Origin of the sequence: Flavobacterium aestuarii, from assembly GCF_040049115.1 — a bacterium.
Classification (GTDB): Bacteria; Bacteroidota; Bacteroidia; order Flavobacteriales; family Flavobacteriaceae; genus Flavobacterium; species Flavobacterium aestuarii.
Map to the genome: position 1 here is coordinate 1 of NZ_JBDLZZ010000026.1, position 25,397 is coordinate 25,397.

Genomic DNA, 25,397 nt, shown 5'->3' on the forward strand with positions numbered 1-25,397 from the left:
TTTAGTTGTCGTAAACCAAATTTCTCACTTTTGATGCTTACTTTTTATATTTTCTAACTAGCAACTTGAATTAATTAATCTAAAATATCAGGAAACACCCTCCTTATTCCTTCACTATCTCAATCTTTCTTCGGATTTCGTTTCCAAATTCATCCACTACGGTGATGTAATGGAATCCTGTTGTGGCCGAAATAGGCATTTCGTGAAAAGTTTTGGTTGTGCCTTTAAAAACATTATCGACATACCAAAACAGTTTGCTTTCGCGTTGCGAATGGGCAACTTTCAGGATTACGGGCTGTACTTCGCTGTTGAAGTTCTTGGTCAGATAGATTTTGCTGTTGGTTTTTGGGTAAATAAAATCCATTGTTGCCGTTTGCGATCCCATACAGTCGTTTCTGAACGGGGGCAACGGCAGATACTCTATATGTTGGCTTTTGTAATACCAAGCCATCACGGGAGGCAAAACAAACCAATTTTTAGTCACAATATTATCGACGCTTTCACAACTGCTATTAACCTGAAACTGCATGGATTTATCCAAATGCACCGTTTTGTGATACGGGCATACAGCCGTATTTTTTCCTTTTTTGGAAACCCATTGTTTAATTATCGGACAGCCTTCTTTGGCAATATAACCACTCAGATTGCAGACCTCGACTTCGTCCAAATCTTTATAGGGCGTATCAAACCATCGTTGTCTTGGCAACAAATTAAAAACATCAAACAAAATAGGAGCTGCACTGCTAACTCCCGTCAATGTTGGTCTGCCCTCGCCTGTTGCATTGCCTGCCCACACTCCTACCACATATCTTGTATTAGTTCCGATCGCCCAAGCATCGCGGTTTCCAAAACTAGTTCCGGTTTTCCAGGCAATTTTTAGCGAACTATCATAAAATTTCCAGGCTTCGTCGCCTTCGGGTCGATTGACCTGTTCCATTGCATTATAGGTTAGCCAAATCGAACCCGCTCCCAAGATGTTTTTTTGCCTCGTTTCGTCACCAAAATCTATTTGAAAATTATCATCGTAATTCAGTTCCGCGAATTCATTGGTCCTGTATTGCCCTTGGTTTTTATTGAAATAATTTAAAGTGGAAGACAAACCCGCATAAGTTCGGCATAAATCCCACAAATTACTTTCGGCTCCACCCAAAATAAGTGACAAACCATAATGATCCGGCGGTTTTGAAATATCTCGCAATTTGAACCGCTTTAGTTCTTCGTAAAATTTATTCACCCCAAAATCCTGCAGCATCAATACGGCAGGAATATTCAGTGAACGCGACAATGCCCGATGTGCGGGAACAGCCCCGTCAAATGTCAGGTTGAAATTTTGTGGTGTATAACCCGAAATCTGCGTTGGAATATCTGCTACCAATGTATTGGGCAACAATTCCCCGTCGTCGAGCATAGCTCCGTACAAAAGCGGTTTGAGAATACTTCCCGTGCTTCGTGGCGCATCGATAATATCTACATCTTTTTGGTGGTTGCCATCCGTAGGCGAATTGCCCACATAGCTCAACACTTTTCTGTTCGGTACATCGATAACCAAAATAGCCAGATTATAAACTTCATTTTGCCTATACTGATTATAATAATACTTCGCAATTTGATTGACTCTGTTCTGCAGCCCAATTTCAATAGTCGTTTTCACCCTTGTTCCCGGATGATTCTTAGCTACACGTTGCAATAAATGGGGAGCAATTTGGGGCAGATCATACGGTTTTTGCGGTAACGGTTCATCTATCGAAAGTTCATAGGTTTGTTTGTCAATTACCCCTTCTTTATTTAATTTCAGTAAAAGACGGTTGCGTTTATTCAGTAATTCTAATTGGTTTTTTCCCGGATAAATCAAACTTGGGGCATTAGGCAAAACAGCCAAAGTAGCACTTTCTGCCCACGACAATTGGTGGGCCTGCACCCCAAAATACCTCCAGGAAGCCATTTCAAGTCCCACAACATTTCCGCCAAAAGGAGCGTGAGAGGCATATAATTCTAAAATTTCGTTTTTGGAATATCCCAACTCCAATCGGGTGGCGAGAATGAGTTCGATTATTTTCTCGAAATAGGTTCGGCTTTTTCCATTTCTGGACAAGCGAATTACCTGTTGTGTCAAGGTGCTTCCTCCACGAACGACTTTGCCTGCTTTCCGGTTTTGCTGAAAAGCATTGAACATCGCAATTGGATTGAATCCCGGATGCCTGTAGAAATACTCATCCTCAAAATAGACAATACATTTCTTGAATTTATCGGGAACGCTGTCCTGGGCAGGAAACCGCCATTGCCCGTCAAGCGCAATTTTGGCACCAAGCAACTCCCCTTCCCTGCTTTCAATCACCATAGAATAGGGTTCTTGAAATAAAGTCCTTGGCAACGAAAAATAATAAATCAGCAACAGCAAAAATGTGATCGCTGATTTTATTTTATGCTGCTTTATCCAATTGATGATGCGTTGTGAGAACGCTATTAGTTTGTTTTTCAAAGTTTTTTTTTGTTTAAGCCCAAGGTTCGCAAAAGTTTTACGCTAAGTACTCATTTTTTTGGCCACGGATTCCACGGATAGAACAGATTCTCACAGATTTTTTATTTGATAAATCATTATTTCAATCCGTGTAAAATCCGTTTTATCCGTAGCTATATTTTATCTGCGCAAATCTGCGAAATCTGCGTGAAAAATAAGGCACGCAGATTTCGCAGATTTACGCAGATTTATTTTAATGCAATCCGTGTAAAATCCGTTTAATCCGTGGAATCCGTGGTCAAAATTCAACGGAATTCCTACTTCACCACCTGAACCCAAAATCCTTTAGTTCTAGCCAAAAACGTATTATCATACATCGCCTCACATTGTAATCCCGACAAATAATACGTTCCCAAATAAGAGGCATTCAACAGTATTCTGAACGTTTTTGCTTCACCGGCTTTCAATCCAAAATAGAAATTGGTTCTGTCATCCCTGATATCAATATAATCGGCAACATTATTGGTTGCGTCACCATAATCGGTAAAACGGGTATTCACAATCTCAAATCCCGAAGGCAAAATCTGAGACAACGCCACATTTTCGACATGCTCATTCTTCTTGTTTCTAACAGTAACTTCGGCAACAAACTCGGTTCCTTGATTGATTTTGGACACATTGATAACACCGCCTTTTCTGTTTTTGAAAACGATGGAAGCTGAAACATTGCTTTGTACCGCATTTTCCTGCCCGATTGGAAGGATTCCGGTGTTTAATAGTCGGACGAACAATCTGTTTTTTCTGTTGTTTTTTAAAGTTACGCTGTTAAGTCCCGCTGTAACAGTCAGACTTCTGTCGGCGATGGTTTTCATCGTTTTAATTGCCTGCATTTTTCCGTCTTTTCCAAACTGAACATCGATTCCTTTGGCACCATTACTCACTGAGAATTTAGCCATCGAATACAAACAATAAGCCGTAGTCTGCGTGCTCATCCATTGGTCGCTTGACATCGCTTTGGCTAATTTTATCGCCATTGCAAATGCATTTTGTTTTTGTCCAAGCAACAGCATCGTTTCCAAAGCCATCGCCCGATTTCTGTCGGCAGAACCATAATAGTAATAATTGTAATTGGAATCGTCTTCTATTTTACTGTTCAAAAATAATGTCTGACCCGCCGATTTTTGTCCGGCCAATACATAAGCCACAGCCAAACGCAATTTACTTTCGTTCGAAATCCCTTTCGTTTCGCGCAATCTGTTCATCGAAGCCAAATCAGGGACTCCTGCCAAAGCCAATGTATATAAACGATAGGCCTGCGCCAAATCATTTCCGTAACTTGGCATAAATCGCCATTGCTTGGCTTCTTTTTGTTGATACGAAATCCATTTGGTTTTAAAATTAATTGGCAAAAAGTAACCTTTCTTCTCCGCTTCAATCATAAAATGTCCGGCATAGGAAGTTCCCCAATCATCAGCAACAGTTCCGCCTTGCCAATACGAAATTCCACCGTTTGACAGCTGAAAACTTCCAAGCCTAGTAATTCCGGCAGTAATATTCTTTTGAATTAAACCTTTGCGCGTGGCATCCAAATCGGCAATATCATTCAGATACAACTGCGGAAAAACTGATGATGTAGTCTGCTCCACACAGCCGTGAGGATACTGAATCAGATACTGCAGACGACCATTCAAATTGATGGTCGGCATTGACGAAATTTCCAATTTTGCCTTATTGCTTCCCGCAACGCCAAATGGTTTCCAAGAAATAGTTTTGGAACTGTTCGGTTCCAAAATCACATCGGTAAATGTATTGGTCACCGGATTCGGGTTTGTCATATCGATTTCTACGTCATAAACTGATTTTTCCTTGCCCGAAGTGGCCACAATCTGCAATTTCCCGATTCCGGTTGCAGAACCGACAGCCAAATTAAAATAAGCCATTTTTTCATCAGGCTGTGTAAATGATACTCTTTGCACGGCATTGCCAATCACTTTTAATCCATTATTGGTTTTTACCTGAACCATAACATTCTTGATGTTTTTTTCCATTGCAAAAACTGTAACCGGAATCGTCACTCTTTCGGATGGCGAAATTTTTCTTGGCAATGAAGCCAAAACCATCAGCGGACTGCGGACAGGGGTTGCTTTTTCGGCACTTCCATAAGCGCTCGTGGTCGCATCTCCGGCAACAATCATCGTTTTTACAGAACCGATGTATTTCGGCAATTTTATTTGATGGGTTTTGGTCTGTCCTTTTTCCAATTTAAAAGGCCCCATATAAATCACAACAGGCTTGAATCGGTTGGCTTTTTTGGCCTTTCCGCCACCCAAATCCTGATCACCTCCAATGCTGAAAACCTGATTCACTCTTCCGCCGTAAGCCCCAATCACATCATCGTAAATATCCCAAGTTTTCACACCCAAAGCTTCGCGAACATAAAAACTGTCCCAAGCATTTGGTGCTTTAAAACGGGTTAAATCCAACAATCCTTCATCGACAATTGCTATAGTGTAAGTCATTTCCCTGCCGGATTGTTCGCTCACTTTTAGGGCAAATGACTGTTCAGGACGCAATACATCAGGCATCGTTAACTTTGGCGTAAGTATCGTGTTTTTGTCCACCACTTCAATAGGCACAATTCCGTACATACGGATAGGCGAATCGTTCTTGGTCGAAGCGTGTGGTTGCAAAAGCGTAATGTTGAAATACACATTCGGAGCCATCGAAGCCGTAATCGGTATCGTCACTTTTGTTTCTCCTTTTTGGGTCTTCGCCCAAAGAGTTTGCACTACTTTTGAGCCATTTTCGATAGAAATAAAAGCACGTCCTCCTTCACTCGATGGGAAAGAGATTTGGGCATTTTCACCCACGGCATACTTTTCTTTGTCAGTAGAAAAAACCAACATATTGGCAGTTGAAGCATCAGTGTTTCTCGTTTTTCCCGACCAAACCGGCCAATCAATGTTTACCGTCAAAGCTGTTGCGTGTCCTCCAACCTCATCCGAAACCCGAATCAAATAGCGTCCCCATTCTTCGTCGGTCAATGCAAACCTTACAGCCCCTCTTCCGTTGGCATCGGTATTTATTGTAAAGGTTTTATACGAAGTCGTGGCATTATCCGAATTATAATTGGACAAATTATCACTCGACGCGTCCCACCACCAGCGCCATTCGACTTTATAGATTTTTACTTCGAGATTTTTAACTGATTTTGGGCGTCCGTTTTCATCCACGGTGACAATATCAAACTGATTCACCTTACGGGTTTCGAGCATTCCGTATTTGCTGAGCTCCGGCGATTTAATCCCCACATAAGTATTAAAAGGGGAATAGGTTGTCGAGATAACATCCGTACTGAAATCACCACCTTCCTCATACACTTTTGTGATAAACGAAGCTTTAAGCATACCCTGTGCAACTCCCTGTATTTTGGGATTTATGGCAGTATTTGCTTTTCCGTTGGCATCCAATTTACCCGAAAAAACTGTAATTTCCTCAGTACTGAATTGGCGCACCAAATCATCAAAAGTATATTTCTCGTAATTTTTAAAAGTCGTTGTTTGTGGCGAAAACTTAGCCTGCATTTCGACATTCAAATTTTTGGCCACAGCACCGTGAAGCCATGTCACTTCTAGATTACTTGTATTTGGATACGAAGCCGAAAGCATCGCTCTTTTGAAAGTATTTTTAATTTTCAAACGATTCGGTTTGATGGTTTCAATTTTGATGCTTTTGTAAAACTTGGCACCGCCGACACTGACCATAGCTTCCCAATTTCCGGTAGGCGCATCAGCTTCTGTGGGAACTGTAAAAGCATAATGATTCCATTCATTCGTTTTTTGAACCGTCTGATAAGTGACTTTTCCGTTGGGATCACTCAATCTAAATTTTATCGGATGCCCCAAAGGCAATTTATTCGAAGCATCATTCAAAATAAAGGACAAATACAAATTATCGCCCGGTCTCCAAACCCCTCGTTCTCCATAAATAAATCCTTTGAGTCCTTTTTGCAAAGTTTCGCCGGACACATTAAAATTACTCACCGACAACGAATTTCCATCGTCAAGTCGAACATAAGTTGACTGCGTTCCATAAGTGACAATCGCAAAATAGGCAAATGTATCCAACTGAAAACTTGCAATCCCTTCACTGCTAGTCGCTACGGTTGCCAATTTTTGTTGTTGAAAACTGTACAAATCCACTCTTGCATTGGCAATCGGCTCGGTGGTAATGATGTTGCTTACCGCAAATAAATACGATTTGTTTTCGCCTCTTTTGGCGATAACCCCAACATCGGATGCCAAAATATTGGTTCCGATTCTCGCATTATAATAATAGGAATTGGTGCAGGGATCCTGGCTTTCCCTCCAGTCATAATCGTCATAATAATACTCATCGTAGGCATTTCCGCTATAATTCACCTCTTTTTCATCAACTTCTTCTGTCTCTTCGTCTTCACTTTCATCCGTTTCTGAATTGTCGCATTTGTATAAAGAATAGGCTCTTTTATACGAGAACTCCACTCTGTAAATGGCTCCCGGTTCCGGAGTTATAATTTTGGATAAATCCAAAGCAAAAGTGTTCCATTTACTTGGATTAACTAAATTCCCTTCAATAAGATTGAGCGTTGTTTTGGCAACCGGCTGGCCAACTCTTTTCAGGTTTCGGGTACCGTTCAACTCATTATCCTGCAAAAACTGGAGAATGTTGTTTTTGTAAATTTTAAACACTTTAACATCGACAGCCCGAAGATTTACCGCTTCAAAATTGAGTTTTAAATTGCTCGAACTTGGCAGAATTGTTCCGTTTTTGATGAAACGAACGTTCGGTTTTATTTCGTCAAATGAAATTTTCTCCGAATAATTTTCATTTAGCTTTTTGCCATACTCGCTTTCGATCCCTTGAAAAACTTCCAACAGTAATTCTCCCGAAAGTTTTTGCGAAATGACTGCAACAAGCTCAGGTTCTGCAACTGCAACAACTTCTTCGGGTTCTTCCACAGAAGCCGTATCCTGAGGAACACCCGCTGTATCAACTGCAACAGTCGATGTTTCGGTTACAGCTACGGTTTCAGGAGCCACTTCAACAGGTTTTTCAACGGCTTTTTCATTGTTAAAATAAACCTTCAACACATTTCCTTGGGTCGAAAACTTCAAATTATTGGTGTTTTGAATCGCTACCAAACCTTTGAAATCCTGCCCTTTTTCCAACGGTTCCGAAAAATTAATTGACAACATTTGGTTATTCCCCTCCTGCAACTCTGTCTTAATAACTTTGAACTCATTCAGAGCCGTAATCGGGAAATCGATCGTTCCTTTTTGGTCCATATCATAATCAGTCCCGTCAAAATTAATTTCAAGATTGCTTGGAGAATCCAACCGCTGAATACTGTCAATTCTGAATTTAAATTCTTTGGCAACAGCATTCGATTTCTCAAAAATCAGATGCAAATCTTTTCCATTATGCTCCGCTTCCACCAACTTTTTGGCGGTTTCAAAATCCATATTATCTGCGGTTTTCAACACGCAATTTAAATATTGGTATTCTTTGCTATAGGATTGAACGTCGAGTGTATTGACAATAAAATCCTGTTTGATGGTTTTTATCGTGAAATTGAAATTGGAAAGTTCTTTATTCTTTTCGGTCACTTTCGGATTCAATTTATCCAAATGCAAAGTCACCTGATATTCTGTACCCGATTCCAACTTTTTCTCGGGTATAAAAGCAATTGTATTGCTCGAAAGCGCCACGACTTTTCCGTCAACACTTGGAGAAATATCAAATAAATCACTGTCCAAAGTCTGATTGACTTTCCAATTATTGTTATCAAAAGCCAAAACCACGCGAATATCCGACTGCGCCGAGACAATTCCCCCCGTAAAACTGACTATATACTCTTTGAATAATGAAAAATCGGAATTAAAATCGGAGGCAGATTTTCGGCCACACGCCTGAAACAAAAAAAACACACAAAACACGTAAATTAATCCTTTTGTTTTCACTTTTATCTAGAGTTAATGGGTTACGAACGAGAGCTATGACAACGGTTCACAGCTAAAATCCATAACTGCAAATCGGACACAATATTGCAGTAAATGTATATAATTTTAAGAAGAAAATTCTTTGGTGGTAAATTATTTTTTTGGAGGTGCTTTTTAAAGGTAATTTTACTGCATCATGCATAATATAAACATACTAAACCTTGGTTTTTTCTCGCAAAGACGCGAAGACGCAAAGTCATAATGGGATTTCTTTGCGTCTTCGCGCCTTTGCGAGAATTATATTTAGAAAAAGCTTAGCAAGAAATCTTTAATCTCGTTTTGCTGAAAGTTTTACTTCCTCCTCTCCGCAAAAAACCGTTTCATCAATTCCGAAGCTTCATCGGCCATAACTCCGCTAACGACAACGGTTTTGGGATGCAGTTTCGTTCCCATTTTTACAAAACCACGATGATCGTCACTAGCACCATAGACAATTTTAGTAATTTGGCTCCAATACAAAGCACCGGCACACATTTGACAGGGTTCCAACGTAACATAAAGTGTGCAGTCTTTTAGGTATTTTCCGCCTAGATAATTTGCCGATGCAGTTATGGCCTGCATTTCGGCGTGGGCGGTAACGTCATTTAATAATTCGGTTAAATTATGGCTTCGGGCAATCACGGTATTATTGACCACCACAACAGCACCCACAGGAATTTCGCCTTTTTCGAAAGCCACTTCGGCTTCCTGCAAAGCTTTTTTCATAAAATATTCGTCGGTGAAAATGTTTATCATGTTTTTGTCATTCAGTCCCTATTAATTAGTGCGAAACTATTGGTTCTACAAAATATTCATTATAATTTAAATCATATAATTTATCACTTCGTTTTGCATTTTCAAATAAAGTGAATAATTCATTTGCATTTGATTCGCCATCATAAATAAACTCAAGAGGAAAAAAATCTTCACAAAAATAATACAAATCATTTATGCCATAAGCAATTGCAATTTCCTTGAAAACCCTTCTCCATTCTTCGGTAGATTGCATGTTTTCAAAATCAACAAATTTATAGTAAGCAGAAAAGTAATTAAATGGACCTGACAAATCAATAAATTCGGGATTATTAAAAGTAATCCTCACTGAATCTAAAATTGATTGAGCGGAAAATCTATATTCGAAGAATTCCATTCCTTCTCTTTTATTTAAATTCCAAACATCTTCATTTTGACTATTAGTAAAAAAAGATAAATCAATTTTTTTAAGAATTTGAGCAAGATAATTTTTCTCAAATTCTAATGATGTTAAATTTCGTTTACCAATAACTTGCATCCAAATTGCCATAGTTTCAGTGATTTTCTATATTTTTCTTCTAACTATTTACTAAACGCTATTCACTAATAACTAAATATTTCACAACCCTAAATTCAAATCATAAGATACACTTCTACCTCCTCCTTTTGGAATCAAAATATTTTTTTCGGTCAAATCCTGTAAATCTCTTGTGGCGGTTGCTCTCGAGGTTTTTGTGATGGAAACATATTTTATGGCTGTCATTCCCCCTTCAAAACCGGAAACACAGTTTTCAAACATTTTCAAAACGGCCTTCGCCTGTCTTTCATTCATCTGACTTTTGAACTTGTCCATAAATTTGGTTTTATTCAATGTGAAAAGCACCATTTGCTTCGCACTTTTTTGAGACTCCAAAATCAATGTGGAAAAATATAAAATCCAATCGGTAATTTCGAGGGTTCGTTGTGCTTGTTTCAGGGAATCGTAGTATCGCTTTTTATTTTGCTCGATAGTACTTGAAATACTCATCAATACAGGTCGGTTCAAAGACTCCGAAAGACATTTTTCGGCTATAGCCCTGCCAATTCTTCCGTTTCCGTCTTCGAAAGGGTGGATACTCTCAAAATAAAGATGCGATATCGAAGTTTTGATCAGTGCACCTCTAATGTCAGTTGGCTTTATTTCAAAATCATTATACCAATTAATGAATTTATTCATTTCGGCAGAAACATCATTGGAAGGCGGTGCCTCAAAATGGATAATTTCTTTGCCAAAAGAACCGGAAACTATCTGCATTGGTTCACTTCCCGATCTATACTCTCCTGCGTTAATATGCTTGGAATACTCCATAAGAGTGGCGTGCCAATCCTTAATTGTAAATTCAGTCAATTTTTCAGCATAAGAATTACGAACCTGTACCATCAGCTTTCCGATACCTTGGGCATTTTTGTTTCTAATTTGACCAAAAGTATCCGTAATCCCCAAATTTTTCTTGATGGAGGACATTACATCTTGTCGGCTAAAAAATTCCCCCTCTATCTCCGAAGTTTTAATTGCCTCCGCAATCATAAACTGCAAAATGGTCTCCTGCTGAATCTCTCCTGACAATGAATCTACAAGACCTTTTAATTCGCCTGTTTCCAATGCAAAATCCATACATAACGAGTCCAAAACAGAATCGTTAAATATAAATTTCGGCCAATTTGGAAGTTGCCAATTGTAGTCCATGAGGCAATTAAATAGATTATTCGCCTCAAATATAGTGATTTTTTGAGGCAATTAACTAAAATAATCGCCTCATTTCTCCATACTTCTTTCATTATTGTTATTCAAACACAATACTCAACGTCAAGTTTGTCATTCCGTAGGAATCTCACGCAACGTTAGCAAAAAACGTGAGATTCCTACGGAATGACAATATTGAGAGTATACTTTGCGTAATTATAGACTGCGAAGGTCATTTCATATAACTTTTTTCAGAATAAAAATTATACTAACTAGCCTTGACAACAAGTAGCAATTAAGTTTTCTCTTTTGATAAAACCATATTGATTACAGATTCAAAAACAGATTTCAATTTAAAACCGTAAATTCGCTTTTTAAATAATAATGAAAAGCAACTTACTCGAACATATCTACTCCCCAACCAATTTACGACAGCTTGAAGAGGCGCAACTTCCGCAATTGGCACAGGAATTACGGGATTTTATCATCAATATTGTTGCCACCAAAGAAGGCCATCTTGGCGCCAGCTTGGGGGTGATGGAACTCACGATTGCCTTGCATTATGTTTTCAACACGCCCGAAGATTTATTGGTTTGGGATGTCGGACATCAAGCCTACGGACATAAAATTTTGACCGAAAGAAGAACCATTTTTCACACCAACCGTCAATTAAACGGCATTTCGGGTTTCCCGAGAAGAAGCGAAAGTATCTACGACACTTTTGGCGTAGGCCACTCTTCCACTTCCATTTCGGCGGTATTGGGAATGGCGATTGCTTCGAATTTAAAAGGAGATTTCGAAAAACAACATATAGCCGTAATTGGCGATGCATCGATCGCTTCGGGAATGGCATTTGAGGGACTGAATCATGCGGGAGTTACCGATGCTAATTTATTGGTGATTCTCAATGACAACGCCATTGGGATTGACCCGAGCGTTGGTGCTCTCAAAAAATACCTCACTTCGGTAAAAGAAGGAAAAAATCCGAAGCAGAATAATATGATTCGGTCACTGAATTTCAATTATTCGGGACCAATAGACGGCAATGATATTTTTGCGGTAATCAAAGAATTGAAACGTCTGCAAAAAATAAAAGGACCAAAATTTTTACACCTGATAACCACCAAAGGCAAAGGACTTCAACAGGCAGAAGAAAATCAGGTAAAATATCATGCGCCAGGTAAATTTGATGCCACAACAGGCGAAATTATCCCGAAACACGAAGAACATTTACCTCCAAAATACCAGGATGTTTTTGGTCTGACCATTTTGGATTTGGCCAAAAAGAACGAAAAAATAGTTGGAATAACTCCAGCAATGCCTTCTGGAAGTTCGTTAAAATTTATGATGGACGCCTTCCCAAAACGCGCTTTCGATGTTGGAATTGCAGAACAGCACGCCGTTACGCTTTCCGCAGGAATGGCCACTCAAGGAATGATTGTGTATTGCAATATTTACTCGACCTTCCTGCAACGCGCCTACGACCAAGTGATTCATGATGTGGCTTTGCAAAACTTGCCAGTTATTTTTTGTCTCGACAGAGCCGGATTGGTTGGTGAAGACGGTGCTACTCATCACGGCGTTTTCGACTTGGCATATTTACGATGCATTCCAAACATGATTGTTTACGCGCCACTAAATGAAATTGAACTACAAAACATTTTATACACTACACAACTAGGACTGGAGCATCCTATTGCTATTCGCTATCCACGAGGAAGAGGCGTTATCAGTGATTGGAAAAATTTACATTTTGGCAAATACCAACCGATTGAAATCGGAAAAGCAAGATGTTTGAAAAACGGTTCTAAAGTTGCAATATTATCAATTGGTGCAATAGGCAATAATGTTACTTTGGCTTTGGCCAAAATAAAGCAACCAGAAAATTTTGCGCACTATGATTTTGCTTTTGTAAAACCTTTGGATGAAAACGAACTGCATACTATTTTTGATCAATTCGAAAACATCATAACCATTGAGGACGGCGTAATTAAGGGAGGTTTCGGAAGTGCAATTTTGGAATTTGCGGCAAAGCATAATTATAATTCCAAGATAAAGATTTTAGGGATTCCTGACGTTTTTATTGAACAAGGCACAATCGACGATTTACAGGAATATTGCGGAATTTCGGTCGATTGTTTGAAAATTATTTTCTCAAGTTATTGAAATTAATTATTTTGCACTTTTAAAATACCACCATTCTATTATGACTTCTTCAACCAGATATTTTATAATTTTATTTTCGCTGTTTTCAATCTGCGGGTTCTCACAAATTAAAATAATAACAAGCATTGCTGACACAATAGCAACAAAAAAAACAGGTGAACAGCTTACTAACACCATTATAACAGCTAAACCTGATACTATTTCCAATTGGAAACATAAAAACATAGTAGGAGTTGATCTTTCAGAAATTGCATTTGTAAACTGGAGTGCTGGGGGAACAAGTGCTATCACAGGCCTTGTGAGAGGTGACTTAAAATATGATTACAAAGACGACTATCAAGTATGGTCAAACGAACTGATTGTCAGATACGGACTAAATAAACAAGAAGGAATTGAACTCCGAAAAACGGATGACGCCTTCAAATTCAACTCCACTTATGGCTTAAGAACCAGTCCAACATCAAATTGGTATCATTCAGCTAAATTAAACTTCAACACCCAGTTCACAAATGGATACAATTACCCTAATACTGAAAACCCTATTTCACGCCCATTTGCGCCAGCCTACACCTTTCTTGGTATTGGATCTGAATACATCTATAAACCAATAAATTTCAACCTGTATTTATCTCCATTAACACTTAAAAGTACTTTGGTACTCGATCAAACCTTAGCAAATACTGGAGCTTACGGTGTCAAAAAAGCTGTATATGATGCCGATGGGAACCTGATTTCTGAAGGTAAGAAAGCAAAAACAGAGCTTGGAATTTTAATGACCTCGTATCTTGAAAAAGAAATTTTCAATAATATCATTTTAAAAAACCGTTTAACCTTATATACAGACTATTTGCATAATTTTGGCAACATTGATGTAGACTGGCAATGTTTTTCATATTTAACTGTTAATCAATATGTAAAAGCAAATGTCGGCTTCAATTTAGTTTATGATGAAGATATAGATGTTATTAAAGAAGAAAATGGCGTAAAAATTAACGAAGGCCCAAAAGTCCAGCTAAAACAAGTACTGGGAATCGGGGTGGAATATGCATTTTAAAACAAAAGAGAATCTTAAAAAAAGGTTCTCTTTTGTTTTAAAAAACTCTAATAAGCGTTGATTGTTCTATAAAACAGTAATGCGTTCCCATCTGTCAGCATCGAAACAAAATGACAGATATGAAGCAGTCTTTCATAGAGGTTTTCTTTTTCCAAATGATGTTTTTCGGGAAGCATTTTTAGGATAAGATTATCATAATTGGACGTTTTCCCATCGAATTTATTAATATAGGCTGTGATAAATTTATCCAGCAGCGTTTGAATAATCTGATACCCAACGATTTCTTTTTCTACTACTTCCCTGCTCTGATAGATATTCTTGATACTAATCTTGATAATATCGTCCATCTGGGCTTTGTATTTGCTTTTATCAGTCAAGGCAAAAGGAAACTCTCCTTTCATGATAGCTTCTTCATTTTCGATAAAAACTTTTACGGCATCATTAATTAAACTCCCGATTGCCAAAGCACGCAAATAACTGATTCTATCTTCCTTGGTTTCCAATGTCTTGTACTTTGAAGTATCTATACTGTCTTTCACCAATTTGATTAAATATTCCAAAGCAAAATCCTCGGAAACCAAACCTAAATTGATTCCGTCTTCAAAATCGATTATGGTGTAGCAGATATCATCGGCGGCTTCAACAAGATAAGCAAGAGGATGTCTTTCAAAACCAATATTATCGCCCATTTTATTGGCAATCATTCCCATATCAGAAGCAACTTCCTGAAAGAATGCCTTGTCAGTCTGAAAAAAACCATATTTTTTGTCGGCTATGTTTTTGGTTGGTTTTTTAGGCAGACTTTCTTTTGGATACTTCATAAAAGCCCCTAATGTTGCATAAGAAAGCCTGATTCCGCCATCAACGCCAGGACGGGAACTGTTCAAAACCGAAAACCCATTAGCATTCCCTTCAAAATCAATCAAATCCTGCCACTCTTTGGGCGGCAATAGTTCTTTATATTTCGATCCATTTCCAATCGAAAAATACTCCCCAATGGCTTTTTCTCCCGAATGTCCAAAAGGCGGATTTCCGATATCGTGCGCCAAGGATGCAGCAGCAACAATGGCTCCAAAATCATTCATCTGGTAACCGTGAACTTCCTGTAAATACGGATATTTTTCCAATATTTTTTTACCAACTAATCGTCCCAACGAACGCCCCACCACCGAAACCTCAAGACTGTGTGTCAATCGTGTATGTACAAAATCGGTTTTTGAGAGCGGAATCACCTGTGTTTTGTCCTGCAAACTTCTAAAAGCGGAGGAAAATATGATTCGGTCATAATCGACTTCAAAGCCCAAACGGGTTTCGTCCTGCTCGATTCTAAGTCTTTTGCCTGTATCTCCCTGTCTTTTTAATGATAATAATTGTTCCCAGTTCATTGTGATTTTTGATTGTGGATTAACGATTTTTGATTTGAGATTTAAAGAAACCAAAAGTACATTTTATTTTAAGATTTTTGTCCAATTAAATGACTTTACAAACGTTTAGTCGCCCGCGTGAGGGATGGAAGCCAATGTCATTAAGTTAAGATTTTTTTATAGACCTCAGAGAGATCTAATGTTTATAGAAAGAATGTTCGATTTTGACAATGACCCCAGCGGGGTCGAATGTTTCTCTATGTCGTACAACCCCGCTGGGGTTGCTGTAACGTACATTTTTGATTTCTATAAACATTGAAATCCTCCGGATTCTTTACAAATTAATGACACTGCGCGTGAGGGATAGAAGCAAGCTACCGAAGTAGCGCGGATAGCCCGACCGCATTGAGCAAAGGGGCTGTATAACCGTCACCATAAGTAAGCCCCTTTGCTCAATGTGGTCACGCCCAAATAATCAATCAAATCGCCAATGCCGTACTATGTTTGATTTCGCCCATAACAAAAACACTTTGGGTATTCCCGATATTTTCGATGGTGGAAAGTTTGTTCATCACAAAATCCTGATAGCTGGACATGTCTTCGACCAGAATTTTGAGCATAAAGTCATAATCGCCGGCAATGTTGTAACATTCGATGATTTCGGGAAGTGCGACGATGTCCCTGACAAAATTGCTTCCGACGTTTTTGGCGTGTTCCTTTAGCCTTACATTACAAAAAACGGTCATTCCGAGATTTAATTTTTTCTTGTCCAGCAACGCGACATATTTCATAATATAACCTTCACGTTCGAGTCTTTTGATGCGCTCATAAACGGGTGTGACGGTCAGGAATAATTTACCAGCCAGCTCTTTTATGTTGATATTGGAGTTCTCCTGCAGGTGTTTCAATATCGCCAGATCGATATTATCGAGGTTTTCCATAGTTTTTTTTACTGTTAGAATTGGATTACAATATTTTATTCAGGATAAATTATTGTAAAAATAAACAAATACAATCTATTTTACTTACTTATTACCAATTATCAATAGTATTTATCAAATAAAATAATTTTGTTCAGTAATAAATACTGATAAAAATGAAAACAAACAATTTAGGTTATCCGCGAATAGGAAGCAACAGAGAATTAAAAAAAGCCAATGAATTATATTGGGCAGGCAAAATTTCGGCTGAAGATTTATTGGCAACAGCCTCGGCAATCAGAAAGCAAAACTGGGAACTGCAAGCCGAAAAAGGAATTGATTTAATTCCGTCCAATGATTTTTCGCTTTATGATCAGGTATTGGATTTGACCTTGACACTGGGTGCCATTCCAGAGCGTTATCAGGAATTTGCCAGAACTAACAATTCGCTTGATTTGTATTTTGCCATGGCAAGAGGCGCGCAAAAAAACGGACAGGATGTTGTGGCTATGGAAATGACGAAATGGTTCGATACCAACTATCATTACATCGTTCCCGAATTTACGAAAAACCAAAAATTTGAATTGTTTTCGACCAAGATAATCGCAGAATTCATCGAAGCCAAAAAAATCGGAATCACGACAAAACCGGTATTGATTGGGCCAGTTTCCTATTTATTGCTTGGAAAAGAAAAAGAAGAAGGTTTTCATAGAATTGACCTGATTTACAATTTACTTCCGGTCTATTTTGAGATTTTAAGCAAACTTGAAGCTGAAGGAGCAAATTACATACAACTTGACGAGCCTTTCTTGGCATTGAATTTAACCGATAAAGAACGTGATGCGATTACTTATGTTTACAATGAAATCAGCAAAAACTTTCCAAATCTAAAGGTTATTTTGGCTAATTATTTTGACTGCTTTGGAGAAAATCTGGAGACTGCATTGGCATTACAGGTTGATACTTTGCATTTGGATTTGGTTCGATGTTCATCGCAACTGGATGATATTTTGGAGTCCGGAAAATTAGCCTCGAATGTAAATCTTTCCCTTGGTGTTGTTGACGGAAGAAATATCTGGAAAAATGATTTCAAAAAATCGTTGGTTCTAATCGAAAAAGCGGTTAATGCCTTGGGAAAAGACAGAATCCTGATTGCGCCTTCCTGTTCATTGATTCACTCACCGTGTGATTTGGATTTGGAGACAAATGATGAAACATTAACTCCCGAAATCAAGCAATGGCTGGCTTTTGCCAAACAAAAAATTGAAGAAGTTGCCCTTTTAAAATCTTTTGCTTCGAATGAACAAGAAGCTAAAACTTCTTTGCGATTTATCGAAAACACTGTTGCTAATGAAAACAGAAAAACTTCAAAATTAATTCATAACGAAGCTGTTAAAAACCGTGTAGCAAGCATTGCAAAAGGCGATGATCAAAGAAAAAACGCTTTTGCAATCAGAAGAAAAAGTCAGGCTGAAGCTTTAAAACTTCCTTTGTTTCCAACGACAACCATCGGTTCTTTTCCGCAGACTGCAGAAGTAAGAAGCTGGAGAGCCAAATTCAAAAAAGGCGAATTATCACAACAGCAATACGATGATTTACTTCAAAAAGAAACCGAGGAAACCATCCGTTTTCAGGAAGAATCTGGAATTGATGTTTTGGTTCACGGAGAGTTCGAACGTAATGATATGGTGGAATATTTTGGCGAGCAATTAGACGGATTTACCTTTACCAAAAACGGCTGGGTACAGAGTTACGGTAGCCGTTGTGTAAAACCTCCGGTTATTTACGGTGATGTTTCGCGTCCTAATCCTATGACTGTAAAATGGGCTGAATTTGCACAATCGCTTACGCCAAAATGGGTTAAAGGAATGCTTACCGGTCCTGTAACTATCCTGCAATGGTCGTTTGTACGTAACGATCAGCCACGCTCTGAAACCTGTACACAGATTGCTTTGGCGATTCGTGATGAAGTTGTGGATCTGGAAAAAGCGGGAATCAAAATCATTCAAATTGACGAGCCTGCAATCCGTGAAGGACTGCCTTTACGCAAAGAAGAGTGGGCAAACTATTTGGATTGGGCAATAAAAGCATTCCGAATTTCAGCCAGCGGTGTTGCGGATGACACACAGATTCACACGCACATGTGCTACAGTGAATTCAATGATATCATTCAAAACATTGCCGACATGGATGCCGATGTCATTACGATAGAATGTTCACGTTCTCAAATGGAATTACTGGATGCCTTCGCTGATTTTAAATATCCTAACGAAATAGGTCCTGGAGTATATGACATTCACTCGCCAAGGGTTCCTTCGAACGAAGAAATGGTTCATTTGCTTGAAAAAGCCGCCACAGTTATTCCTGCCAATCAATTATGGGTAAATCCTGATTGTGGCTTGAAAACACGCCATTGGGATGAAACCAAGAAAGCTTTGATAGAAATGGTAAATGCTGCGAAGAAAATGCGTGTGGCTGTTGAGGATATTGCTACCGTTTAATTTATTTTAATTCACATAAAAAACCCTAGGAGATTTTTTGAACTGCTAGGGTTTTAACTTTATGAATATCTCTTCTATTTTTTAAAATCTTTTAGACCAATTCTTAGGAGAACGCGATGTATGAAAAACACCAATAACGGTGATTTCATTTTCTTTAATTCTATAATGAATCCCATAAGGAAATCGTGAAATGAACCTGACTTTAATATCTTTATGCCTTTTTTGAAACGCGGTTGGATTTCTCAAAATAGTATCAATTCCAGCTTCAAGACAAAGTTCAAAATCGTAAGAAAGTCCTATTCGCTGTTCTTCATACCAAAAAACTATATCTTCAATGTCAAATAATGCTTCTTTAGTAAAATGGATTATGTACACTTATCTAATCGCCTTTAAATGATTTTTGACCTCTTCCCAAGTGTATAATTCTGTTTTTCCTTCTTCTAAATTTTTTATTCTAATATCTAATTCTCTTTCTACTTCATCAGAAATTTCAATTTCATTTTTAGAAACACTATCCCACAATTGCTCGGCAAGAACAATCTTCTCGGCATTACTGTATTTAGACAAATTTTCAATTTCCATAATTTCCTTTATTAGTATTGAATATTACAAATTTAAGTAAATTAATTTTATGAAATCAGTTCTAATATAAACTGAAAGTAAACAAAAATAAAAAGTGTCCAAAATCTAAATATAACTGCAAATGCCGTGGCGCTGATTACTTCACTTAATGTTTATTTTCATCAGAGTTCAGTGAACTTTGTTTGAAGTGGAAATCCTTTTTATTTTTCCTCTAAAAATAAAAAGATTGTAACGGATTGCTTCGCCAGTTCGGCTTTCAGCCTCGGGTGCAGGAAATAGCTCCTAATAAAAGAAAGCCTAGTAAATTTTAAAATCTACCAGGCTTGTACTTCAATTTGATTTATTTACAAAGTCGCTGCTCCTCCATCCAATAAAAGCTCGCCTCCTATCATGAATTTAGAATCATCCGAAGCCAGATAAAGGAATCCTTCGGCCATTTCTTCAGAAGTTCCCAAACGTTTTGCTGGAATTCCTGATGCATAATACGCTTTTGTTCCATTGGCTTCTTCTTCCGAAGCTCCGCCTCTTGAGAAAATTGGTGTATCAATTGGCCCAGGCGAAAGTACATTCACACGGATATTTCTGTCCAATAATTCCGCAGATAAAGTTCTGGCCAGTGAGCGAACTGCAGCTTTGGAAGCCGAATAAGCTGCTGTTGTCGCAAATCCTTTGTGAGCTACCGTAGATGCTGTAATGATAATAGAAGCACCGTCATTTAAATGCGGTAAAGACTTTTGAATCGTAAAGAAAACCCCTTTGAAGTTGATATCACTGGTCTGGTCAAACATTTCCTCAGTATAATCAGCTAATGGCGCTGCGATAAACACACCTGCATTAACAACTAATACATCTATTTTTCCAAAAGTATCTTTTACTGTTTTATAAGTTCTATCGATGTTTTGAATATCCGAAACATCGCTTACCAAACCAATTGAACCATTCGCAATTTCGTAAACGGCTTCGTCTATAGTTGCTTTATTTCGTCCTGTAATGGCCACTTTGGCACCTTGTTCTGCAAATAATTTTGCTGTTGCTAATCCGATGCCACTGTTACCGCCTGTAATTACGGCTACTTTTTTGTTTAATTTTTTCATTGTTTTATTTATAGTTTGATTATTTCAAGTATTTAAATATCTAAATATTTCGATGTTTTTAATTAAAAAAAAGCTAAAGCACTAAGCTGTTGATATAATCCGCATAAGCAGCACAAACTTCTTTGTTAACAACAAATTTCAGGTTTCGTCCTTCTTTATCTCCAATTAATAAATCGGCATCAATCAATTGTTTTAAATGATGCGACATCGTTGACTGCGCCAGATTAAACTCCGCTAAAACGTCACAGCACTGCACACATTTTTCGCTGTTGCTGACAATCTTCATAATCTTCAAACGATAAGGATCGCCCAAAGCTTTTGAGATTTTTTCGACTTGTTTTATGGTTAATTCGGTAATCATGGGGCAAAGATAAAAATATATTTTTAATATATCGAAATATTTCGATATTTAATATAAATTTGCATCAGCAATATTTCAAGTTTTAAATTTAAGATTGAATTATTTCTTTCAAAAAGACTTACTATGAAAACTTTATATACGTATCTCAAAACCCACAAAACGCTTTTGTACATCGCGCTGTTTTTGGCGGCAATCAATCAGTGTTTTTCGTTATATGATTCCATAATTATTGGTAAACTTCTCAACGAATGCGGTGTTGGTGTGGCTAATTTCAATCACAATCAGGGCAGTTTTATCAAGGCTGTCCTAGGTTGGTTACTGCTGTCATTAGGCGCTGCGATGGTTTCCAGAATTGCTAAAAATTTTCAGGATTATTTCACCAATATCATCATTCAGCGAACGGGTGCGCAAATGTATACTGACGGAATCCAAAAAGCACTGCAATTGCCTTTTCAGGATTTTGAAGACCAGCGAAGCGGTGAAACGCTTGGCAAACTGCAGAAAGTAAAAGTGGACTGCGAAAAATTCATCACACTTGCTATTTCATTAATATTTCAGTCGATAGTCGGGATTGTATTTGTGGTGGTTTATGCAGTAAGTATTCATTGGCTTCTGGGACCAATATTTTTGGCAACAGTTCCAGTAATCGCTTTTATCAGCTCATTTTTAGGCAAAAGAATCAAAATTGTTTCCAGAGAAATTTTGGGCGAAACGACAGCCTTGGCGGGAGCTACAACCGAATCTCTCCGAAACATCGAACTCGTAAAAAGTCTGGGATTAACCGAACAGGAAGTTAACCGATTAAATGCAACCACGATCAAAATCCTAGGATTGGAACTCAAAAAAGTACGTTTCATCCGTTCATTGAGTTTCATTCAGGGCACAACGGTTCACTTTATGAGAACCAGTCTGGTTTTTGCGCTATATATGTTCATTTTTCAAGATATCATCAAACCTGGCGATTTGATTACGCTGATGTTCTTTTCTTTCTTTTTGTTCAATCCGCTGCAGGAATTGGGGAATGTGATTGCGACCTATAACGAAACGAAAGCTTCAATGGACAATTTTGGCGATTTGATGAATTCTAAAAGTGAAGAAACACCGGCAAATCCTAAAACTATTGGCGCAATTAACCATCTGCGTTTTGATAATATTTCATTCAAACATCAGACTGCCAGTTCCTATGCCGTAAAAAATATTTCTTTTGATGCCAAAGCTGGCGAAACGATCGCTTTTGTTGGTCCTTCGGGAAGCGGAAAAACGACTTTGGTCAAAATGCTGGTTGGTTTGTACAGCCCTGCCGAAGGTGCTATTTTTTACAATGAGAAAAATGCTAAAGATATTGACCTTACCGAATTAAGACAGCAGTTAGGTTTTGTAACCCAAGATGCTCAATTATTTTCGGGAACTATAAAAGACAATTTATTATTTGTAAAACCAAACGCCACCGACGAAGAAATTGACGATGTTTTGCAAAAATCGGCCTGCCAGAATTTATTAAAACGTGCCGAAAATGGCATTTACACCACTATCGGCGAAGGCGGAATAAAAGTTTCAGGCGGTGAAAAACAGCGTTTGTCCATTGCACGAGCTTTGCTTAGAAATCCGCATTTACTGCTTTTTGACGAAGCAACATCAGCATTGGACTCTATTACCGAAGAAGAAATTACCAAAACCATCCGCAGTATTTCGTCCAAACAGGATCAGATTACGGTATTGATTGCGCATCGTTTATCGACGATTATGCACGCTGACAAAATATTTGTCCTGGAACAGGGGCAAATCATCGAACAGGGAAAACATCAGGATTTATTGGACGAAAAAGGCTTGTATTATGCAATGTGGAGACAGCAGATTGGGGAGAGAAAGTAATTTCAAAACAAACTACAGCAGCAAATGCTAAACCCAATTATCTATCAAATCCAGATAATAGTAATATTTTTGATCGTTTCCATCGCCTTCGCCCACAAATCTCAATTGGATTTCTTCTAAGATCCCGATGATTTCGGCAACTTCGTTATCACTTAAATCGACTGCAAAGTGACTGGTGGTTATATCCTTTTTCCTGCTATGTCTTTCTGATTTTGGAATTTCATTATGTGCGAGATTATCCAATAGCTTGTCAATTAATTTCACTTTCCCTTCATCAGAAAGCGCCTTTATGGTGTTTGTAAGGGTTATATAATTAATTGTCATTCTGTACGTTTTTTAAATCAATTTATAAAGTAATAACTACAGCTGTACCTAAATATTGTAAATATTAACATCTGCAATTATCGTTTTAGGTTCTCGAATGCTAACCTGACGATTCACTCACAAATACAATTACTTCCTTTTTTGTCAAAATCAGGGGATAATCACCAATAATATTGGCACAAAACACCTGTACTATTGGTCTTAAAGACCTCTGTTATTATGACTAAACACCAATACTATTGGTGCTAACTACCTGTTGTATTGGTTTTAATCACCAACACTGTTGGTTATAAGTACCTCTATTATTATGGTTAAACACCAACACTATTGGTGCATACTACCTGTTGTATTGGCTTTTATCACCAATACTATTGGTGTTTTGTACCTGTATTATTGGTGTTTAACACCAATAGTGTTGGCGTTAAACACCTCTATTGTTATGTATAAACACCTGTTTTTAGTAATTAACGCATATATGGGATGAATTGCTAAAGCATTTGGGGCAAAAAAAAAGCCTCTTTTGGAATTTAAAGAGGCAGTTGGTATTCAATTTTAATAATGCTGCACGTTACTTCTGGAGCTTACTTAATTAAGATTATTAATAATATCACGGAGTTACTTGCGGAGATTCCTCGTTCCTCGGAATGACAAAAATGGCGAGTTTCTTATGTTTACTTTGTGTAATTAGTTTATTTAAAAAGTAATTTATCAAAACATATTTTTTTGCTTTTTACCGTAAAGATTTGCCGTAATATTGTCATTCCGACGAAGGAGGAATCTCACTAAGCAACTCGACAATCTAAATAAAATCAATGAGCTCTTTTAACTTAATATCAGAATGTGCTTCCTTTGCTGGCACAAGCGGGAGGTTTGCACTTGCGTTGAGGCTTTTCATACTATTTAATTTTCTTTTAATAATAGACATTTTGTTCATAAACATTTTAGTGTCTAAAAAATAATTTGGATAAGCATTTCTTAATTCTTGAATGTTTTTTGTTGATACCAAAGCCACTTGTATATCATCATCATTTATGTGTTTACGTTCTAAATTTGTAAACTCAATATTTGCCTTGTCCAAATCCTTTGACTCAAAAACTTTTATCTCAACTTCTTTCTTTTTGGCATTAAGCAATATAAGATTGTATTTCCCTATAAGTTCCTTATTTTCACAAATTATATTAGAAATATGCGAAAATGCTTTTAATTTATCTGCTATAAGATTGTAATTAAATTCATAAATAGACTGAGTATATGTTTCAAACTCATCCAATTTTGAATATTGAGGTACTGAATTTGTGTTTTCCAAAAATGAAAAAGCATTACTTGTTAAAGCAAAATAATTTAGCCATTTTTGTTTTCCCTCATTAAATTTTAATTGAGTATTAAGATAAGTGCCCATAATTTCAACAGCTGTTGCCCATGCATGTTGAACTATAGTCCTAACTTGAACTTCAATCAATAAACCATCCAGTTCTTGATTATTTTTATCGTTATTTTTAAAAATCAAATGAAAGCTTCTATAACCACTAGTCTTGGGATCAGTAATATAATCATCTTCAATTTTAAGTTCATAAGAAAACTTATTTGATTTTAGAATTTTTACTAATTTCTTAACTTTATACATTGATCCAACTATAATTCTTAATCCTGCAATATCTTACATAGAATTTAGCTGTATATGATTTAATCTTCTTAGTTTTCTGACGATAGAAGGTGTTCTTTTCAATCTTTTTGCAATAATTGCATTTTTATCAACTTCTATTGCAAGTGATAAAATTTTTTCTTCAAATTCTTCTAAAATTTGACCATGAATAGATCGCCAATAGGTTAGTGAATTTATAGCTATATCCAATTCATCTTTAGAAGAATTTTCTTTAGCTTTAAAAATTTTGCCAGCTTTCTTAATTTGGTTTCTTGTATACATTTTTTGGTTAAAATCTTGATTATTAGTTTTTATGTTTTAAATTACAAATACATATACTAATGTGATTGCTTCGTTCCCTCGCAATGACGAACAGCTAATTATGAAAGCGAATGCCCAAGCCCTGATAGTAGTAGAAATCCTTTTTTTACTGCTTTTTCTGCAATAAAAAAAGATTGTAGCGAATAGCAGGATTAGCTCCTAAATAAAAAAGCCATTCTCCTTGAATATACAGGAGAACGGCTGTTTCTAGTTTTATGAAATGGCTTCGTTCTTTGTCGTTA

18 protein-coding genes are annotated in these 25,397 nt (G+C 37.4%); 4 read left to right on the plus strand and 14 right to left on the minus strand.

What is annotated here, in order from left to right:
- Positions 1–103: 103 nt before the first annotated feature.
- From pbpC to ABEG11_RS18080, 5 genes are all read right to left on the minus strand, one after another.
- Positions 104–2,479 carry a penicillin-binding protein 1C gene (pbpC, locus tag ABEG11_RS18060; protein WP_348825587.1) on the minus strand — a complete coding sequence of 792 codons (2,376 nt, stop codon included), beginning with the start codon at positions 2,477–2,479 and terminating at the stop codon, positions 104–106.
- A 296-nt stretch (positions 2,480–2,775) separates the two neighbouring features.
- Positions 2,776–8,460, minus strand: a complete 5,685-nt coding sequence (locus ABEG11_RS18065; protein WP_348825588.1) for an alpha-2-macroglobulin family protein — start codon at positions 8,458–8,460, stop codon at positions 2,776–2,778.
- Between the two features lie 330 nt (positions 8,461–8,790).
- Positions 8,791–9,234 carry a nucleoside deaminase gene (locus ABEG11_RS18070; RefSeq protein ID WP_348825589.1) on the minus strand — a complete coding sequence of 148 codons (444 nt, stop codon included), beginning with the start codon at positions 9,232–9,234 and terminating at the stop codon, positions 8,791–8,793.
- A gap of 25 nt (positions 9,235–9,259) precedes the next feature.
- On the minus strand, positions 9,260–9,781 hold the full coding sequence (locus ABEG11_RS18075) for a hypothetical protein (RefSeq protein WP_348825590.1): 522 nt from the start codon (positions 9,779–9,781) through the stop codon (positions 9,260–9,262).
- Positions 9,782–9,850: 69 nt separating this feature from the next.
- Positions 9,851–10,957, minus strand: coding sequence for a Fic family protein (locus ABEG11_RS18080; RefSeq protein ID WP_348825591.1), 1,107 nt, complete (start codon positions 10,955–10,957; stop codon positions 9,851–9,853).
- 381 nt (positions 10,958–11,338) lie between these two features.
- Between ABEG11_RS18080 and ABEG11_RS18085 the strand changes: the two genes are divergently transcribed.
- Together ABEG11_RS18085 and ABEG11_RS18090 are read left to right on the plus strand one after the other, a co-directional pair.
- Positions 11,339–13,120 (plus strand): 1-deoxy-D-xylulose-5-phosphate synthase, encoded by a 1,782-nt coding sequence (locus ABEG11_RS18085; RefSeq protein ID WP_348825592.1) that lies wholly within the window; start codon positions 11,339–11,341, stop codon positions 13,118–13,120.
- A gap of 40 nt (positions 13,121–13,160) precedes the next feature.
- A complete protein-coding gene (locus tag ABEG11_RS18090; protein WP_348825593.1) occupies positions 13,161–14,174 on the plus strand; it encodes a DUF3078 domain-containing protein in 1,014 nt (337 codons plus the stop codon).
- Between the two features lie 47 nt (positions 14,175–14,221).
- Here ABEG11_RS18090 and dgt read toward each other — a convergent pair whose 3' ends face one another.
- Complete coding sequence (dgt, locus tag ABEG11_RS18095; protein WP_348825594.1) at positions 14,222–15,559, minus strand: dGTP triphosphohydrolase; 1,338 nt, start codon at positions 15,557–15,559, stop codon at positions 14,222–14,224.
- Positions 15,560–16,017: 458 nt separating this feature from the next.
- Positions 16,018–16,479 carry an Lrp/AsnC family transcriptional regulator gene (locus tag ABEG11_RS18100; protein ID WP_348825595.1) on the minus strand — a complete coding sequence of 154 codons (462 nt, stop codon included), beginning with the start codon at positions 16,477–16,479 and terminating at the stop codon, positions 16,018–16,020.
- A gap of 155 nt (positions 16,480–16,634) precedes the next feature.
- On the opposite strand from ABEG11_RS18100, the gene metE reads away from it, so the two are divergent.
- Complete coding sequence (gene metE / locus ABEG11_RS18105; protein ID WP_348825596.1) at positions 16,635–18,959, plus strand: 5-methyltetrahydropteroyltriglutamate--homocysteine S-methyltransferase; 2,325 nt, start codon at positions 16,635–16,637, stop codon at positions 18,957–18,959.
- Positions 18,960–19,040: 81 nt separating this feature from the next.
- Here metE and ABEG11_RS18110 read toward each other — a convergent pair whose 3' ends face one another.
- From ABEG11_RS18110 to ABEG11_RS18125, 4 genes are all read right to left on the minus strand, one after another.
- Positions 19,041–19,334 carry a type II toxin-antitoxin system RelE/ParE family toxin gene (locus ABEG11_RS18110; protein ID WP_348825597.1) on the minus strand — a complete coding sequence of 98 codons (294 nt, stop codon included), beginning with the start codon at positions 19,332–19,334 and terminating at the stop codon, positions 19,041–19,043.
- Positions 19,335–19,541, minus strand: coding sequence for an addiction module protein (locus ABEG11_RS18115; protein WP_348825598.1), 207 nt, complete (start codon positions 19,539–19,541; stop codon positions 19,335–19,337).
- A 344-nt stretch (positions 19,542–19,885) separates the two neighbouring features.
- A complete protein-coding gene (locus ABEG11_RS18120; protein ID WP_348825599.1) occupies positions 19,886–20,635 on the minus strand; it encodes an SDR family oxidoreductase in 750 nt (249 codons plus the stop codon).
- Positions 20,636–20,708: 73 nt separating this feature from the next.
- Positions 20,709–20,996, minus strand: coding sequence for an ArsR/SmtB family transcription factor (locus ABEG11_RS18125; RefSeq protein ID WP_348825600.1), 288 nt, complete (start codon positions 20,994–20,996; stop codon positions 20,709–20,711).
- Between the two features lie 123 nt (positions 20,997–21,119).
- Between ABEG11_RS18125 and ABEG11_RS18130 the strand changes: the two genes are divergently transcribed.
- Positions 21,120–22,868 carry an ABC transporter ATP-binding protein gene (locus tag ABEG11_RS18130; RefSeq protein ID WP_348825601.1) on the plus strand — a complete coding sequence of 583 codons (1,749 nt, stop codon included), beginning with the start codon at positions 21,120–21,122 and terminating at the stop codon, positions 22,866–22,868.
- A gap of 27 nt (positions 22,869–22,895) precedes the next feature.
- On the opposite strand, the gene ABEG11_RS18135 is transcribed toward ABEG11_RS18130, so the two are convergent.
- The 3 genes from ABEG11_RS18135 to ABEG11_RS18145 form a co-directional block, all read right to left on the minus strand.
- Positions 22,896–23,192, minus strand: a complete 297-nt coding sequence (locus tag ABEG11_RS18135; protein WP_348825602.1) for a hypothetical protein — start codon at positions 23,190–23,192, stop codon at positions 22,896–22,898.
- Positions 23,193–23,991: 799 nt separating this feature from the next.
- Positions 23,992–24,846, minus strand: a complete 855-nt coding sequence (locus ABEG11_RS18140) for a RelA/SpoT-related domain-containing protein (protein ID WP_348825617.1) — start codon at positions 24,844–24,846, stop codon at positions 23,992–23,994.
- A gap of 3 nt (positions 24,847–24,849) precedes the next feature.
- Positions 24,850–25,116, minus strand: coding sequence for a hypothetical protein (locus tag ABEG11_RS18145; protein ID WP_348825603.1), 267 nt, complete (start codon positions 25,114–25,116; stop codon positions 24,850–24,852).
- Positions 25,117–25,397 lie beyond the last annotated feature (281 nt).